Source organism: Pseudomonas sp. TH10 (assembly GCF_016651255.1).
GTDB lineage: Bacteria > Pseudomonadota > Gammaproteobacteria > Pseudomonadales > Pseudomonadaceae > Aquipseudomonas.
In genome coordinates, this window is record NZ_JAEKEG010000053.1 from 1 (window position 1) to 17,110 (window position 17,110).

Sequence of the window (17,110 nt, forward strand, 5' to 3'; positions counted from 1 at the left end):
GAACCCGCTCACCCGCTAGACTGCGGGGCATGAGCAAACCAGACGACGATACGCTGATCGCATTGCCCTTCGGGGCCCTGCACAAATGGCACGGGCAAATGCGCGAGGCGTTTGCGCATGTGGACGCACCTGATGCACTGGCTGACCTGGCGTCGGCCCTGGAGCATCTGGTAGGTATCGAGTCGGTGATGATCAGCCTGGAGCACCGCGATCGGCCACCTCAGCTGTTGTATCAGCGCGGCATCGCCCAGCAGTACCAGGTGTCGATTCTCGATCGCTATTTCTCCGGCGGGTATTTGCTAGATCCTTTCTGCCTGGCAGTGGAGCAAGGCCTGGCGCAGGGCTTCTACCACTTGGAGGAAATCGCGCCGGATGACTTTTTCGACAGTGAGTATTACCGCACCTATTACCTGAAGGCGGGGTGCTCGGAAGACAGTTATTACATTGTCGATACCGGCAATGACACGAAGATTTCGGTGAGCCTGTTCCAGGGTTTCGGTGGCGAATGCCTGCGGGGTGAGCAGTTGAATTTGCTGCGTGCGGTCGAACCGCTGGTGTGTGAGTTCATCAGTGAGTTCAGCCAGCGTGGCATGCAGCGCATCACGGCCGTCCAGAGGCCGCAGGATGCTGCAGCAGGAGACAATCTCAAGCAACGCGTGCAGTGGGCCTTCGAGCATTTCGGCGGCAACGTGCTGACCGAACGCGAGCGCGAAGTGGCGCACATGGTGCTCAGGGGGCACTCGGTGAAGTCCACGGCGAGCGAACTTGGCATATCGCCGGAGACAGTGCGCATGCATCGCAAGAATCTGTACTTGAAGCTGGAAGTGGGGTCGCAGTCGGAGTTGTTTGCGTTGTTTATCGATTGGCTGCGCCAGCATTGAAATTCAAGAGATCGCAGCCTTCGGCAGCTCCTGCATGGAAATGCGTTCGCCCTGTAGAAGTTGCCGAAGGCTACGATCTTTTGATCTTTTGCGTCACTCCTCGCGCTTAACCACCAAGGTCAGAATGTCATAGCTGGCCACCAGCTCACCCAGCTGGTTGGTCACTTCCACATCCCAGGCCACCACCCCTGCGGGATACCCTGCGGGCTCTTCTTGCCCTGATCGATCTTGCGTTTGCAGGTCAGGCGCGCCTGGATCGTGTCACCGATTCCCACCGGGGTGATAAAGCGCAAGGTGTCCAGCCCGTAGTTTGCCAGCACCGGCCCCGGTGCTGGGGAGACGAACAGGCCGGCCGCTGCCGACAGCACGAAGTAACCGTGGGCAATACGTTTGCCGAATTGCGACTCCTTGGCCGCGATGTCGTCGAAGTGCATGTAGAAGTGATCGCCGGACAGGCATCCGAAGTTCACCAGGTCTGCTTCGGTCACAGTGCGACGATGAGTCAGCAGCGACTCGCCGATCTGCAGGTCCTGGAAGAACCGGCGGAATGGATGCACTTCAGTTTCGATCACCTTGGCGCCTCGCACGTGCTCACCGGTAACGGCCGCCAGCATGGTCGGCGAACCCTGTACGGCGGCGCGTTGCAGGTAGTGCTTCACGGCACGCAGGCCACCCAGTTCTTCACCGCCGCCAGCCCGGCCCGGACCACCGTGCTTGAGTTGCGGCAGCGGCGAGCCGTGGCCGGTGGATTCAGCCGCGGATTCGCGGTCCAGCACCAGCAGGCGACCATGCCAGGCCGCTGCCACGTGAATAGCCTTGGCGGCAATTTTCGGGTCCTTGGTGATCAGGCTGGCGACCAGGCTGCCCTTGCCGCGAGCCGCCAGCACCAGGGCTTCGTCCAGGTCGTCGTAGGCCATCAGGGTGCTGACCGGGCCGAAGGCTTCTATATCGTGAGCGCCACCTTCTGCATGAGGATCACGGGACCGCAGCAGGGTTGGAGCGAAAAACGCACCCTGGCTGACGTTTTGCCCGCGCGGTTCAAACCCATCACTGGCCCCGAAGAGCAGGTCACTGCTTTGCAGCAGGCTTTCCAGACGCTCGGTGACGTCTTTGTGCTGATCGTGGGAAGCCAGCGCACCCATGCGCACACCTTCCACCGACGGGTCGCCGACCACGACTTTGCGCAGGCGCTCGCGCAGGCGGGTAGCCACGGCATCGATGTGTGTGGCCGGCACGATCGCCCGGCGAATGGCGGTGCATTTCTGCCCGGCCTTGGTGGTCATCTCCCGGGCGACTTCCTTGATGAACAGTTCGAACTCTTCATCATCCGGCGTGACATCAGGGGCCAGAATCGCGCAGTTCAGCGAGTCGGCCTCGGCATTGAACGGCACCGAGTTGCGGATCAGGTTCGGATTGACCCGAAGCTTCGCGGCGGTGTCGGCCGACCCGGTGAAGGTCACCACGTCCTGGCCCTGCAGGCGGTCGAGCAGGTCACCGGTGCCGCCAATGACCAGTTGCAGGCTGCCGGCCGGGAGCAAGCCGGACTCGTCCATCAGGCGCACCACGGCTTCGGTCAGGTAGCTGGTGGCGCTGGCTGGTTTGACGATGCACGGCATGCCGGCCAGGAAGCTTGGGGCGAACTTTTCCAGCATGCCCCAGATCGGGAAGTTGAACGCATTGATGTGTACTGCCAGGCCGCCGCGCGGACCAGGATGTGCGTGCCGGCGAAGCTGCCCAGTTTGCTCAGTTGCAGCGCCGGGCCTTCGTGGACGATGTTGCCCGACGGTAACTCCCGGGAGCCGAGGCTGGCGTAGGTGAACAGCGTGCTGTTGCCACCTTCGATATCGATCCAGCTGTCGGCGCGGGTGGCGCCGCTGTGATGGGAGATGGCATAGAGCTGTTCCTTGCGCTCGCTGAGGTACAAGGCCAGGGCCTTCAACCGCTGGGCGCGCTGCTGGAAATCCAGCGCCAGCAACCCGCTGACGCCCTGGCGGCGACCGTGCTCAATGGCTTCGGCGAAGTCCGGGCGTTCCTCATGAGTGCGGGCAATTTCATGGCCATCGATGGCGCTGCGCAGCACCTGGGCACCGTGTTGGCCGATCCAGCGACCGGCGATGAAACTTTGCAGGGTAGGGGCGTGAGGCATCACGATTCCTCCAGGTTGTGAAAAGTGTGGGCGCGACCGAGACCGTGCCATTGAGGGATTACCAAAGTGTCAGGGTGTAACCGACGATCAGCCGGTTTTCGTCGAGGTCGGTGGTCAAGCCATTGCCGGAGCGGAAGGTGACGTTGCGCCAGCGCAGGCTGACGTTCTTGAACACGCCACTCTGGATCACGTAACTGAGGTCGGTATCGCGTTCGCGCTCGCGACCGTTGTCGACGCTGCCGGCCTTGACGTGGTTGCCGTCGGTATAACGGGTCATGAACGTCAGGCCGGGAATGCCTTGCGCGGCGAAGTCGTAGTCGTAGCGCAGCTGCCAGGAGTCCTCGTCGGCGCGGGTGTAGGTGTTGTAAGTCACCAGGTTGACCACGTAGGGGTCGCCGCCGTTGAGGAACGCAAAGGCGCTGTCACCGGACAGTTGCTGGTAGCTTGCACTGACCTTGTGGGCACCATGGGCCACGGTGAACATGCTGTTGAAGTTGCGGTTGTCGATGCGCCCGGCACGCTCGGCGCCATCACCCCGGCTGTCGAAATAGCGAATGTCGCTGCGCAGGTTAAAACCGTTGCCCAGCGGCTGGGTATGCACCAGCCCGACGAACTGCTGGCGGTAAATCTGCTCGAGCTTGCCGTAGTAGTAGCTCAGGTTCAGTTGGGGGCTGAAGGCGTAGGTGCCGCCGGCAAAATCGAAGTGATCACTGCTGGCGGCACCGTAGCCGATATCATCATTGCTTGAGGAATCTCGCAGGTTGGCCCGGGTCAGGCGCCCGGCGTTAAGCGTCAGGTCGCTGATCTCCTGGCTGCTCAGCAAGCCACCCTCGAAGGTCGACCCCAGCAGCCGGGTGTCGTTGTAGGTCACCACCGGCAGCATGGGCTGCAGAGTGCCCAGCTTCAAAACGCTTTTGGACACGCGCAGCTTTGCGGTCAGCCCCAGTTCGCTGAACTCATCAGCCGGTTCATGGCTGTTCGGGCCGAAGGGCAACAGCCCGGTGCCCCGGCGATCAGCGCTGGAATCGAGTTTCAGCCCAAGCTCCGCGAGTGCGTCGAGGCCGAAGCCGAATGTGCCGTCGGTGAATCCCGACTCGACGCGCGCCGTAAAGCCCTGGGCCCATTCCTCGGCCTTGGACTGCGGCGCGTTGTCCTGACGGAAATCGCGATTGATATAGTGGTTGCGCATTTCAATACGGGCCTTGCTGTCGTCGATGAAGTCGGCCATGGCGCAGGGTGCGAGCAGTGGCAGACTTAATGCGGCGGCTAACGAAAACAGTGATTCGTAAGGTGCGGTGCGTGCGGGCTTCATTATTTTTATTCCCTGCCATCGGATCGTCGTTGGTTAGTGCTTGCTGGCGCCGGAGGCACCGATGCCGGTCATCGAACGGATGAACTGCGCCAGATAACGGCCACGCTCAAGAGCGGCACGGGGCGAGCTGTCGGTGACGGAAAACACCCAGGCACTTAAAAAAGCCAGGCTCATGGAGAACAGTGCCGGGTTGGAATAAGGGAACAGCGCCTTTTCGTAATGCAGCACGTTGACCCACACCGCCGGGCTCAGCACCAACAGGACAATCGCCGAGATCAGGCCCGCCAGGCTACCGGTCACTGCGCCGCGAGTGGTCAGGCCCTTCCAGTACATCGAGAGGAACAGCACCGGGAAATTCACCGAAGCCGCGATGGCCAGCACCAGGCCGGAGAGGAAGGCGATGTTCTGCGATTCGAACAACAGGCCGAGGATGATCGCCAGCACGCCGATGCACAGCGTGGCGATTCGCGACACGCGGATCTCCTGCTGCTCGGTGGCCTGGCCCTTGCGCATCACGCAGGCATACAGGTCGTGGGACACCGCCGAGGCGCCGGACAGCGCCAAACCGGCGACGACGGCCAGGATGGTGGCAAAGGCGACGGCCGAGATGAAGCCGAGGAACAGATTGCCGCCCACAGCTTGCGCCAGGTGCACGGCGATCATGTTGCCGCCGCCGATGATCGCGCCGCTGGCATCGCGGAACGCCGGGTCGGTGCCGACCATGACAATCGCGCCGAAGCCGACAATGATCAGCAGCAGATAGAAATAGCCGATGAAACCGGTGGCGTAGAACACGCTTTTACGCGCTTCCTTGGCATCGCTGACGGTGAAGAAGCGCATCAGGATATGCGGCAGGCCAGCCGTGCCGAACATCATGCCCAGCCCCAGCGATATCGCATCGATCGGGTTCGACAGCAAACCGCCAGGGGCCATGATGGCGTTGCCCTTGGCGTGCACGGCGGTGGCGCCAGCGAACATCGCTTCGGTGCTGAAACCGAAATGCTTGAGCACCATGAAGGCCATGAAGGTGGTGCCGAACAACAGCATCACCGCTTTGATGATCTGTACCCAGGTGGTGGCGAGCATGCCGCCGAAGGTCACGTAGAACACCATCAACACGCCGACCAGCATCACCGCGTACAGGTAATCGATGCCGAACAGCAACTCGATCAGCTTGCCGGCACCGACCATCTGCGCCACCAGGTACATCAGCGCAACGGTCAGGGTGCCGAAGGCCGAGGTCAGGCGCACAGGGGTTTGTTCCAGTCGGTAGGAGACCACGTCGGCGAAAGTGTATTTGCCCAGGTTGCGCAGGCGTTCGGCAATCAGGAACAGAATAATTGGCCAGCCTGCCAACACGCCCAGCGCGTACAGAAGACCGTCATACCCGTTGAGGAACATCATCGCCGAGATGCCGAGGAAGGATGCTGCGGAGATCATGTCGCCGGCAATCGCCAGGCCGTTCTGGAAACCGGTCATGCCACCGCCGGCCGTGTAGAAATCACTGGCGGACCGGGTGCGCAACGCCGCCCAGCGGGTAACGCCGAGGGTGAACAGGACGAACACCAGGAACATGCCGATGGCGTTCCAGTTCAGTGGGCGGGAGGCGCCGTCGGCCGCGGCGGCAAAGTCCGCGACAAAGGCCAGGGGAAGCAGCAGTAACCCGCAAAGGCGGCTCATCGGGCGCACTCCTGTTTCAGCTTTTCGTTCAGTGGATCGATCACGTTGTTGGCGCGATAGACGTAGAAACCGGTCAGTGCGAATGCCAGTAACACGATCACCACACCCACCAGCATGCCCACGCTGGTCACGCCGCCGCTCAAGGATTGGCCGAGGGTGCTGGGGGAGAACGCTACCAGCAGGACGAAGCCGAAATAGATCACCAGCATGATCAGCGACAGTGACCAGTAGAGGTTCTGTTTACGGCGGACCAGCTGGATGAAATCGGGGTGTTGGCGGATGAGTTCTACGTCTGTGGGGGTCATGGCGCGCTCTCTGTTGTTGTTTTTGTTGTGGGTGAAGCAAAGTCACAGGTGCCCCCTGTAGGGGCGAGCTTGCTCGCGATGGTCGTTAACGATTACGCGTGCTTCCTGAATAAACGCGTTGCTCTCGGGTTCTTCGCGGGCAAGCTCGCTCCTGCAGGGTTGGTTAGAGCTGGTCGAAGTCCAGCACCACTTTGTCGCTCACCGGAAACGCCTGGCACGACAGCACATAGCCGGCGGCCACTTCGTAATCTTCCAGGGCGTGGTTGCTGTCCATGTCCACTTCGCCTTCGATCACCCTGCATTTGCAGGTCGAACACACGCCGGCCTTGCACGAATAAGGCAATTCGGCACCCTGGGCGTTGCCCGCATCAAGGATGCTTTGCGTGTTGCGCGGCAGGTCAAACGCCAGGGCGCGGCCGTCGCTGATGACGGTGATCTGGCTGACCGCGGCATCAACCTGCCGAGCGGCCTCGCGGGCTTGGCGTTTTTGCGGGCTGCCGGCGGCGGCAAACAGTTCGAAGTGAATACGCTCGGCCGGCATGCCTTTGGCTGTGAGGCTGTCGCGCACGGTTTCGGTCATCTCCTGCGGGCCGCAAATGAACGCTGCGTCGAGGGCCTTGACGTCGAGCCAGCGGGAAAACAGTTGCTCGCACTTCTCGGCGTTGATCCGGCCGTTGCACAGGTCGACATCCTGCTGCTCGCGACTGAACACGAAGATCAGGTTGAGGCGCTGCAGTAGCGGTTTTTCAGGTCTTCAAGCTGTTCGCGAAAAAGCGCGCCGGAGCTGGAACGGTTGCCGTAAAGCAAGGTGACGTGGCTGTATGGTTCGGTTTGCAGAGTCGTCTTGATGATCGACAGGATCGGCGTGATGCCGCTGCCCGCCGCCACCGCGAGGTAGTGGCCGTGGCGGGTCGGGTCGAGCTCGACGTGAAAGTGTCCGGCTGGCGGCATCACTTCCAGGCTGTGCCCGGCTTTCAAGTGCTCATTGGCAAACGCCGAGAAACGCCCGCCGACCACGCGCTTGATCGCGATGCGCAGTTCGCCGTCATTCACCCCGGTGCAGATCGAGTAGGAACGGCGCACTTCTTCGCCGTCCATCTGAGTGCGCATGACCAGGTGCTGGCCCTGGGTGAAGTGAAAACTGTCCTGCAGGTGTTGTGGAATCTCGAAGGCGATGGACACCGCGTCACGGGTCTCGGTGCGCACGTCCTTGATGGTCAGGCTGTGAAATTTACTCATTTTTATTCTCCAGCTGGGACGGCCGAGCGCCGCTCAGATGCACTTGAAATAGTCGAACGGTTCCCGGCAATCGACGCAGCGATACAGCGCCTTGCACGCAGTGGAGCCAAACTCGCTGAGCACTTCGGTGTGCGCGCTGCCACATTGCGGGCAGACAATCACCGGGCTCTCACCGAGCAGGCTACGTTTGCTGGTACTGCCGTCGGGCGGTGCAATGCCGTAGGCGCGCAAGCGATCGCGGCCAATGTCGGTGATCCAGTCGGTGGTCCAGGCCGGGGTCAATTTGCGTTCCAGTTGCGGCGCCTTGGAAACCGGCCAGTTCCAGCGCATCGCGGATGTCGCTCTCGATCACTTCGGTGGCGGGGCAACCTGGAGTAGGTCGGTGTGACCACCACGTGCAGATGGCCGGCCTGCCAGTCGAGATCGCGCACGATGCCCAGATCGACCACGCTGACCACCGGCACTTCCGGGTCCATGACCTGCGCGAGGGTTGCCCACGCGGCGGCCAGGTCGGTCGGTTGTGCCGGCCGTGCGCCCTGGTCGCTGGCGATCAGTTCACCAGGTTGCATCGGGGTACGCTCGGGGCAGGAACTGCATCTCGGCCAGTAAAATGCCCAGGTGTTCGGTGTGCAGGCCCTTGCGTGCATCCAGGTAGAAATAGCTCGGTGCGGCGGGCACTGGCAGTGTGGCGCTGGCGAAAATCTCGCTGACTTTGGCTTGCCACGCCGCAGCGACTTGCGCCGTGTCTGGGGTGATGCCGGCCTCGCACAGACGCCCGTTCACTGTCATCGGCGCTGGTCAATTCAACGGTGAAACGCCAGACCTCAGGGATCGCCGCGAGCATGCGTTGGTGGCTTTGCTCAGTGCCGTCACCCAGGCGCTCGACCCACTCACCGGAGCGGCGCAGGTGATAGGTGACTTCCTTGACCGCTTTGGCTGCGATCCCGGTAATGCGCTCGTCCGTGGACTGGATCAGGCCGCTGAGCACTTGCAGGTGCCAGGCGTCGTAGAGGACACTGCTTGAGGATGGTCACTGCATAATCGCCGTTGGGTTGTTCCACCAGCAGCAGGTTGCGATAGTCACGCTCATCGCGGCGGAACGCCAGGTGATCGGCGTCGCGACCGTCGTCCAGCAGTTCGGCGGCGTATTCGAGCCAGTTGCGGGCCTGGCCGACGAGGTCGAGGCCGACGTTCATCAGCGCCAGCTCTTCTTCCAGCGCGGGCGCCTTGCCGCACCATTGGCACAGGCGCTGGCCCTGGATCAGGGCGCTGTCGCCCAGGCGCAGCAGGTATTCGATCAGATCAGTCTTGGAATTCATGGTCGACCTCACATGTGCCCGACTTCGGCCGGCAACTCGTAGAAGCTGGCGTGGCGATAGACCTTGTCGTCCGAGGGGTCGAACAGCGGGTCTTTTTCATCCGGAGACGAGGCGGTGATCAGCGCCGAAGGCACTACCCACAGGCTCACGCCTTCGCTGCGGCGGGTATACAACTCGCGCGCGTTCTCGATGGCCATGGTGGTGTCGGCGGCATGCACGCTGCCGACATGCTTGTGATTGAGGCCGTGCTTGCTGCGCACGAAGACTTCGAAAAGGGTCCATTCGGACATTTCAGTTACTCCACATCTGTTCGGTTTTGCTGGCGCGGCTGAAGATCAACAGATCGCAGCCTTCGGCAGCTCCTACATGGGGCACCGGCTCCTGTGGGAGCTGGCGCAGCCTGCGATCTGTTGGTGGCATGGAGCCGCCGAGGATCAAGATCAAACGTGCCGAATCAGGCGGCGTTCCTGTTGTGTTTTTTCCGGGCGTGGGCAACGGCGGCTTCGCGGACCCAGGCACCTTCTTCGATGGCCTTGCGCCGGGTGGCGACCCGTTCCTGGTTGCACGGACCGTTGCCCTTTAGCACTTCGTAGAACTCGCTCCACTGGATATCGCCGAAGTCGTAGTGACCGCGTTCTGCGTTCCACTTCAGGTCCGGATCGGGGCAGGTGCAGCCCAGCAGTTCGAGTTGCGGGATGGTTTGGTCGATGAAGCGCTGGCGCAGTTCGTCGTTGCTCTGGCGCTTGATTTTCCAGGCCATGGACTGGGCGCTGTTGGGCGAGTGTTCGTCGCTGGGGCCGAACATCATCAATGACGGCCACCACAGGCGGTTGATGGCGTCCTGGACCATGTCTTTTGCGCCTGGTTGCCGTGACGCATCATGGTCAGGAGGATCTCGTAGCCCTGGCGCTGGTGGAAACTTTCTTCCTTGCAGATCCGCACCATGGCCCGGGAGTAGGGGCCATAAGAGGTGCGCTGCAGTACCACCTGGTTGACGATCGCGGCGCCATCCACCAGCCAGCCCACGGCGCCCATGTCGGCCCAGTTCAGGGTTGGGTAATTGAAGATGCTGGAGTACTTGGCCTTGCCGCTGTGCAGTTTGGCGATTTCTTCATCGCGGTCTGCACCCAGGGTTTCCATGGCGCTGTAGAGGTACAGGCCATGACCGGCTTCATCCTGGATTTTGGCCATCAGTTGCAGTTTGCGTTTGAGCGATGGCGCGCGAGTGACCCAGTTGCCTTCGGGCAGCATGCCGACGATTTCCGAGTGCGCGTGCTGGGAGATCTGCCGGATCAGGGTCTGGCGATAGGCATCAGGCATCCAGTTCTTGGCTTCGATCTTTATTTCAGAATCGATTTTTTCCTGGAAGGCGCGTTCCTGTTCGGTCATTTCCGATAGGTCTTTTATGCGCTTTACGCCTGTTTCTACTAGCTGTGCGTACATGGGGGTCTCCCGCCGTGAATCTGTTTGATGGCATGGAGAACTTTATAAGCGATACAGAAATTAATATCAAACATAAAATATCGTGTCGTTTGTTTTTTTGTATCGCTTTGGGGTGCAAATCCGTTTCCGGGGTAGCGGCTGCTTATGGTTCCGCGCTTGCGGCGGATTACTTTGCGCGTTTCAACGTAATCCGCTGTGAGAGCGGAACCGGCAGCTGCCATCACCAAAAACGGATATGTCCCCAATCAAAACCCAAAAAAACCCCGCCAAAGCGGGGCCAAAAGAGGTGCAGCAGTCATCCCTTGGGACGCTTGTCCATCACATGACAAGCCTTACCCTCCAGACCGCTTGATCGAATGCAGAGGCTGCAAAACAATCCGCGAACTGATCCCGATATACGTCTTGATATGCCGACTCAACTCGGCGCAGACCGCCTTCTGCTGATCATCACTCATACTCTGATGCTCGGCCTTGAGCTCCACGTGCACGTCAACGCTGTCCAGGTTGCCATGGCGATACAGGTGAATTTCATAACACTCCGAAAGCTGTTTGATCTTCAGCACTTGCTCCTCAATCTGCGTCGGGAACACGTTCACCCCGCGAATGATCAGCATGTCGTCGCTGCGCCCGGTGATTTTGTCGATCCGCCGCATCGGTCGCGCGGTACCCGGCAGCAAGCGCGTCAGGTCGCGGGTGCGGTAGCGGATCATCGGCAAGGCTTCCTTGCTTAATGAGGTAAACACCAACTCGCCCATCTGCCCGTCCGGCAACACTTGGCCAGTGACCGGGTCAATGATCTCCGGATAGAAGTGGTCTTCCCAGATCGTAGGCCCGTCCTTGGTCTCTGCGCATTCCATGGCGACACCCGGCCCCATGATTTCCGAAAGGCCGTAGATGTCCAGCGCGGTGATGCCCAGGCGATTCTCGATGGCGCTGCGCAGTTCGCCGGTCCAGGGTTCTGCGCCGAAGATGCCCAGGCGCAGGGCCAGTTTGTGCGGGTCGATGCCCTGGCGCTCGATCTCGTCGGCGATGTTGAGCATGTAGGAAGGCGTGACCATGATGATGTCCGGCTGGAAATCCTTGATCAGTTGCACCTGTTTCTCGGTCTGGCCACCGGACATCGGAATCACCGTGCACCCCAGGCGCTCGGCCCCGTAGTGCGCGCCCAGGCCACCGGTGAACAGGCCGTAGCCATAGGAAATATGCACCTTGTCACCGCGGCGGCCACCGGCGGCGCGGATCGAGCGGGCCACCACATTGGCCCAGGTGCCAATGTCGCCTTGGGTGTAGCCAACGACGGTCGGTTTGCCGGTGGTGCCGCTGGATGCGTGCAGGCGCACGATGTCGTGCATCGGCACGGCAAACATGCCGTAGGGGTAGTTGTCGCGCAGGTCGGTCTTGGTGGTGAAGGGGAACTTCGCCAGGTCTTCGAGGGACTTGATGTTGTCCGGGTGCACGCCCAGTGCATCGAAGCGTTGACGGTACAGGGGCACATTGTTGTAGGCGTGGTTCAGGCTCCAGCGCAGGCGATCCAGCTGGTGCTGACGGAGCTCGTCGATGCTGGCGGTTTCCAGAGGGTCCAGCTGTGGGTCAAGCACGGCGTTGGCAATTGGCATGTTCATGATTTCACTCGAATTGTTTTTGTGTTTCACCCTGTCACGCCAGGGCTTTGAGTGCATGCCCCAAGGATACCTCTCGGCTCCCCGGGAATCGCGGTTCTTTAGACGGACAGGCGCTCGATGATCAGCGCGATACCCTGGCCCACGCCGATGCACATGGTGCACAGGGCGTAGCGACCTTGACGTTCTTCCAGTTCGTGCAAGGCGGTGGTGACCAGTCGCGCGCCGCTCATGCCCAGTGGATGGCCGAGGGCGATCGCGCCACCGTTGGGGTTGACCCGCGGGTCGTTGTCGCTCAGGCCGAGCTCGCGCAGCACGGCCAGGCCTTGTGCGGCAAAGGCTTCGTTGAGTTCGATTACGTCCATGTCGGCCAGGCTGAGGTTGGCCAGTTCCAGCACCTTGCGCGTGGCCGGTACGGGGCCGATGCCCATGATGCGCGGCTCGACGCCGGCAGTGGCCATGGCGACGACCCGGCCGCGGGCTTTCAAGCCGTGGCGCCTGGCGACTTCGGGGCTTGCCAGCAGCAGGGCGCAGGCACCGTCGTTGACTCCCGAGGCGTTACCGGCGGTGATGCTGCCGCCGACGCGAAAGGGCGTGCCGAGTTTTTGCAGTTGCTCAAGCGTGGTGTCGCCACGGGGATGCTCGTCGTGTTCGACGACTTTCGCCGGGCCTTTACGCTGGGGGATGTGCACGGCGACGATTTCCCGTGCCAGGCGTCCGCTGGCCTGCGCTGCGCCTGCCCGTTGCTGGCTGCGCAGGGCGAAAGCGTCCTGGTCCGCGCGGGAGATGTTGAACTGCTCGGCGACGTTTTCGGCAGTCTGCGGCATCGAGTCGATGCCAAAGGTTTTTTCCATCAGCGGATTGACGAAGCGCCAGCCGATGGTGGTGTCGTAGAGGTTTGCATCCCGGGAGAACGCTTGCTCGGCCTTGCCCATCACCAGTGGCGCGCGGGACATCGATTCGACGCCACCCACCAGCATCAGTCCGGCCTCACCGCAACGAATCGCCCGTGCCGCCGTGCCGATCGCATCCAGCCCCGAGCCGCACAGGCGGTTGAGGGTGGTGCCCGGAACGCTAACCGGCAGCCCGGCCAGCAGTGCCGACATGCGCGCGACGTTACGGTTGTCTTCGCCGGCCTGGTTGGCGCAGCCATAGATCACGTCGTCCACCGTTGCCCAGTCGACCTGCGGGTGACGGCGCAGCAGTTCACGCAGCGGCACGGCGCCGAGGTCGTCGGCGCGCACGCTGCTGAGGGCGCCTGCGTAGCGGCCGATGGGGGTGCGCACCGCATCGATGATCAAGGCATCATTCATTCGGGTTCTCCTGCGCGAGCACCGTGCCGCGCACTTTGTAGGATTTGCCATGGAACAGCGCGATCAGCTGGCCCTGTTGGTTTTCAATGCGTACGTCGTAATTTCCGGTGCGACCGGAACGGCTCTGCTCGATGCAATCGGCCGTCAGCGTGTCGCCCAGGTGCGCCGGGGCGATGTAGTCGATGCTGCAACCGATGGCTACCGTGGCGTCGTTGTAGCTGTTGCAGGCAAAGGCAAATGCCGAATCGGCCAGGGCGAACAGGTAGCCGCCGTGGCAGGTGCCGTGCCCCTGGATCATGTCGGCGCGCACGCTCATGCCGACCCGGGCACAGCCTGGTGCGGCCGACAGCAGGCGCATGCACATGCCCTGGCTGGCGGCGTCGCGCTGGAGCATGGTTTGCGCGCAGTTGCTGGCCAGGTGCATCGCTTCGTGGTTAGTCATGCAAGGTTCTCCCTTCGGCAACCCGACGCCGCAGGAGCAGCGAGGGGCGATAGCGTTCTTCGCCGTATCCGGCTTGCAGGTTTTCCAGGACCCTGAGAACGTGCGCCAGGCCGATGGTGTCGGCCCAGGCCAGTGGACCCTGGGGATAATTGACCCCGGCACGCATGGCCAGGTCGACGTCGGCGGCGCAAGCCACGCCTTGCAGCACGGCATCGGCCGCTTCATTGGCGAGCATGGCGACGGTGCGCAACACGGCCAGCGCCGGGCTGTCGCTGAGCTGGCTGACGCTGAACCCCGCGCGTTGCAGCAGGGCGATGCCTTGTTGCATTGCGTTAGGGTCGATGTCGGCGCCGCAGCTGATGGCGATCCGGCTGGCCTGGCCATAGTCAAACGCCAGATCGAGCAGAATCAGGTTGTCCAGGCCATCTTCCCGGGCGCGCTGGCAGGCCATGCGCCCGTCGCTCAGGGCGAGCACCGCGTCACCGACCCGCAGCACGCCATGGCCATCGCGCTGTATGACTTCAACTCCGCGCTCGCGCAGCCGCGCAAGGAGCGCATTGGCGACGCCCAGATCGCCTTCCACCACGCAGGTGTCAACGACGGCGCGGCTGTTGACTTCAGTGGGCTGCGCACGGGTGATGCCATCGGCGTAGGAGTAGAACCCCTGGCCGCTCTTGCGTCCCAGGCGTCCCGCATCCACCAGCTCTTTCTGGATCAACGACGGCAGGAAGCGCGTGTCGCCGTAATAGGCATCGAATACCGAGCAGGTCACGGCATAGTTGACGTCATGCCCAATCAGATCGGTCAGTTCAAAGGCTCCCATGGCAAAGCCGCCGGCCTCTCGCATCAAGGCGTCCAGCGTCGGGACATCTGCTGCGCCTTCCTGCAGCAGACGCAGGTTTTCGGCGTAGAACGGCCGGGCCACGCGGTTGACGATAAAGCCCGGCGTCGAGCGGGTGTGTACCGGTTTTTTGCCCCAGGACTTTGCGGTGTCGTACAGGCACGCGGCCAACGCCGGATCGCTGGCCAGGCCAGAGACGATTTCCACCAGGGCCATCACCGGCGCGGGATTGAAGAAGTGCAGGCCGAGCATGCGTTGCGGATGGTCGAGTTGCGCGGCAATGCTGGTGATCGACAGCGACGAGGTATTGCTGGCCAGGATGCAGTGCTCGCCGCAGAGGCTTTCCAGCTGACGAAAGAGCTCGCGCTTGACCTCCAGGTTCTCGACGATGGCTTCGATGATCAGCGCGCAATCGGCCAGCGCCTCGATGTTGTCCACCGCTTGCAGGCGAGCGACAGTTGTCACCCGCGCCTGGGCCGACAGCTTGCCTTTCTCGACACGTTTGCCCAGTTGCCGGTCAATTCCTGCGATGGCTTGCGCGGCGGCGCCCGGGCGATTGTCCAGCAACAGCACCGGATGGCCGGCCTGTGCCGCGACCTGGGCAATCCCGGCGCCCATGGCTCCGGCGCCGATCACGGCGATCTGCGCGTTGATGTTCAGTGCTGTCATGACTCAGCGCCCCTTGAAACTTGGGGTGCGTTTTTCCATGAACGCGCCGACGCCTTCACGGTAATCCTCGCTACGCCCGGCCAGGCGTTGCAGGTCTTTTTCCAGCTCCAGTTGCTCGTCGAAGGTGTTGCTCAGGCTCGCATTCAGGCTGCGTTTGATCAGCGCCAGCCCATAAGTGGGCTGCGTGGCCAGATGACGGGCGAGGGTCAGGGCTTCGTTGCGCAGTTCGCCATCGTCCACCACCCGGTAGATCAGCCCCCATTGCTCGGCCTGTTCGGCACTCAGGCGATTGCCCAGCAGGGCCAGCGCTTTTGCGCGAGCCATGCCCACCAGGCGCGGTAAGGTCCAGGTGCCTCCGGAATCGGGGATCAGGCCGATCTTGCAGAAGGCCTGGATGAAGCTCGCCGAACGGGCGGCAATCACCAGGTCGCAGGCCAGGGGAATGTTGGCGCCGGCGCCAGCCGCCACGCCATTGACCGCACAGATCACCGGCAGCGGCAGGTCGCGCAGTTGGCGGATCAGCGGGTTGTAGAACCTCTCGATCGACTCGCCCAGATCCGGCACGGCGCTGCCTGGCGCGACGTTGCGGTCGCTCAGATCCTGCCCGGCACAGAAGCCGCGGCCTTCACCGGTCAGCAGCAGTACGCGCACGTCTGTGTTCTGGCGAACCTGCTTGAGCGCTTCCTTCACTTCGCCGTGCATCTGTGCATTGAAACTGTTGAGCTGGTCTGGCCGATTGAGGCTGAGCAGGGCAACACCAGCCTCGATGGAAAACAGAATGTGTTCGAAGTTCATGGTCATGGGGGCTCTCTGCGAGGTTCGAATTCGGGTATGGACCGGTTACTGCCCGGTAAAGCTCGGCGTGCGCTTTTCCTGGAAGGCCTGGATGCCTTCATCACGGTCGCGAGTGCCGGCCAGCACGGTGAAGGCGTGGCGCTCGAAACGCAGGCCGCTTGCCAGGTCGGTGTCCATGGCCTTGAGCAGTGCTTCCTTGGCCAGGCGTACAGCCAGCGGGGCCTTGGTGGCGATGCTGCGGGCGATGTGCAGGGCGCGCTCGACGGTGAATTCCGGTTGAGTCACTTCACTCACCAGGCCGGCCCGTTGCGCCTGGCGGGCGTCGATCGCCTCGCCGGTCAGGACCATTTGCATTGCCAGGGATTTGCCCACGGCACGCAGCAGGCGTTGAGTGCCGCCGGCCCCGGGCATGATCCCCAGATTGATTTCCGGCTGGCCGAACCTCGCGTCTTCACCGGCAATGATGATGTCGGCGTGCATCGCCAGTTCACAGCCGCCGCCAAGGGCAAAACCGTTGACGGCAGCGATCAGTGGTTTGTTGAAGCGGGTGATGGTCTGCCATGACGCCTGGCGCGGGTCATCCAGGATGCCGACCAGATTGCGCTCGGCCATTTCCTTGATGTCGGCGCCGGCGGCGAAGGCTTTGCGGCTGCCGGTCAGAACCACCACGCGGGTGTTGGCATCGGCCTGTGCGGCCTGCAGTTCGTCCGCCAGTTCGCCCAGCAATTGGGTGGTCAGGGCATTCAGCGCTTGCGGGCGCTGCAAGGTAATCAGGCGGACACCCGGCTCGATGAACTCGACAGCAAGGGTTAGAGGCATGGCGGATGCCCTCACGGTGCACGCTCGGCGGTGACGCCGGCTCATTATTGGATCGGCGCGGTGGGCCGGTTTTGCCGGAGTATACCTGCAACGTGATACGCAAATGCAACTGTAAAATTAGAATAACGTGTCTTATTAAAGATTCTTTGGTTTTCCTGTTAAAGCGGATTCTCGGGCTTAGCTGGTTATGAACTCTCGTAATCATTGGGTTTAAAGCTGATCCTGCGACCCTGGTCGCCGCCGATTGATCACTGCGAGGCAAGTGATACGCTTTTTAGTCTTTGTGC

10 protein-coding genes and 6 pseudogenes are annotated in these 17,110 nt (G+C 62.0%); 1 reads left to right on the forward strand and 15 read right to left on the reverse strand.

Going from position 1 to position 17,110, the window contains the following annotated elements:
- On the forward strand, window positions 1-881 hold an 881-nt coding region (locus tag JFT80_RS08345; protein ID WP_242482841.1), incomplete at its 5' end, for a LuxR C-terminal-related transcriptional regulator.
- A gap of 93 nt (window positions 882-974) precedes the next feature.
- Here JFT80_RS08345 and paaZ read toward each other — a convergent pair.
- The 15 genes and pseudogenes from paaZ to paaF all read right to left on the reverse strand — a co-directional run bounded on the left by paaZ (window position 975) and on the right by paaF (window position 16,823).
- Window positions 975-3,027 (reverse strand): annotated as a pseudogene (gene paaZ / locus JFT80_RS08350) (phenylacetic acid degradation bifunctional protein PaaZ).
- 58 nt (window positions 3,028-3,085) lie between these two features.
- Window positions 3,086-4,339: an OprD family porin gene (locus JFT80_RS08355; RefSeq protein WP_122838701.1), complete on the reverse strand. Its 1,254-nt coding sequence runs from the start codon at window positions 4,337-4,339 to the stop codon at window positions 3,086-3,088.
- A 33-nt stretch (window positions 4,340-4,372) separates the two neighbouring features.
- The gene (locus JFT80_RS08360) at window positions 4,373-6,019 is read right to left on the reverse strand and encodes a cation acetate symporter (RefSeq protein WP_205895987.1); all 1,647 of its coding nucleotides are present in this window, start codon (window positions 6,017-6,019) and stop codon (window positions 4,373-4,375) included.
- Window positions 6,016-6,324, reverse strand: coding sequence for a DUF485 domain-containing protein (locus JFT80_RS08365; RefSeq protein ID WP_122838702.1), 309 nt, complete (start codon window positions 6,322-6,324; stop codon window positions 6,016-6,018). The genes JFT80_RS08360 and JFT80_RS08365 overlap by 4 nt, the downstream gene beginning before the upstream one ends.
- Window positions 6,325-6,487: 163 nt before the next feature.
- Window positions 6,488-7,563: pseudogene (paaE, locus tag JFT80_RS08370) on the reverse strand (1,2-phenylacetyl-CoA epoxidase subunit PaaE).
- 33 nt (window positions 7,564-7,596) lie between these two features.
- Window positions 7,597-8,132: pseudogene (gene paaD / locus JFT80_RS08375) on the reverse strand (1,2-phenylacetyl-CoA epoxidase subunit PaaD).
- Window positions 8,119-8,882 (reverse strand): annotated as a pseudogene (gene paaC, locus JFT80_RS08380) (1,2-phenylacetyl-CoA epoxidase subunit PaaC). Before paaC ends, paaD begins: the two co-directional pseudogenes overlap by 14 nt.
- 8 nt (window positions 8,883-8,890) lie before the next feature.
- Window positions 8,891-9,172 (reverse strand): 1,2-phenylacetyl-CoA epoxidase subunit PaaB, encoded by a 282-nt coding sequence (gene paaB, locus JFT80_RS08385; RefSeq protein ID WP_007943393.1) that lies wholly within the window; start codon window positions 9,170-9,172, stop codon window positions 8,891-8,893.
- Window positions 9,173-9,336: 164 nt separating this feature from the next.
- Window positions 9,337-10,325, reverse strand: a pseudogene (paaA, locus tag JFT80_RS08390) (1,2-phenylacetyl-CoA epoxidase subunit PaaA).
- A 295-nt stretch (window positions 10,326-10,620) separates the two neighbouring features.
- Window positions 10,621-11,947, reverse strand: a pseudogene (gene paaK / locus JFT80_RS08395) (phenylacetate--CoA ligase PaaK).
- A 98-nt stretch (window positions 11,948-12,045) separates the two neighbouring features.
- Entirely contained in the window at window positions 12,046-13,257 is a 1,212-nt protein-coding gene (gene pcaF, locus JFT80_RS08400; RefSeq protein WP_122838707.1) for a 3-oxoadipyl-CoA thiolase, read from the reverse strand.
- Window positions 13,250-13,699, reverse strand: coding sequence for a hydroxyphenylacetyl-CoA thioesterase PaaI (gene paaI / locus JFT80_RS08405; protein ID WP_201147563.1), 450 nt, complete (start codon window positions 13,697-13,699; stop codon window positions 13,250-13,252). The genes pcaF and paaI overlap by 8 nt, the downstream gene beginning before the upstream one ends.
- Window positions 13,692-15,209, reverse strand: a complete 1,518-nt coding sequence (gene paaH, locus JFT80_RS08410; RefSeq protein ID WP_201147564.1) for a 3-hydroxyacyl-CoA dehydrogenase PaaH — start codon at window positions 15,207-15,209, stop codon at window positions 13,692-13,694. The genes paaI and paaH overlap by 8 nt, the downstream gene beginning before the upstream one ends.
- A 3-nt stretch (window positions 15,210-15,212) precedes the next feature.
- Window positions 15,213-16,004, reverse strand: coding sequence for a 2-(1,2-epoxy-1,2-dihydrophenyl)acetyl-CoA isomerase PaaG (paaG, locus tag JFT80_RS08415; RefSeq protein ID WP_122838722.1), 792 nt, complete (start codon window positions 16,002-16,004; stop codon window positions 15,213-15,215).
- Between the two features lie 45 nt (window positions 16,005-16,049).
- Window positions 16,050-16,823, reverse strand: coding sequence for a 2,3-dehydroadipyl-CoA hydratase PaaF (gene paaF, locus JFT80_RS08420; protein ID WP_122838710.1), 774 nt, complete (start codon window positions 16,821-16,823; stop codon window positions 16,050-16,052).
- Window positions 16,824-17,110 lie beyond the last annotated feature (287 nt).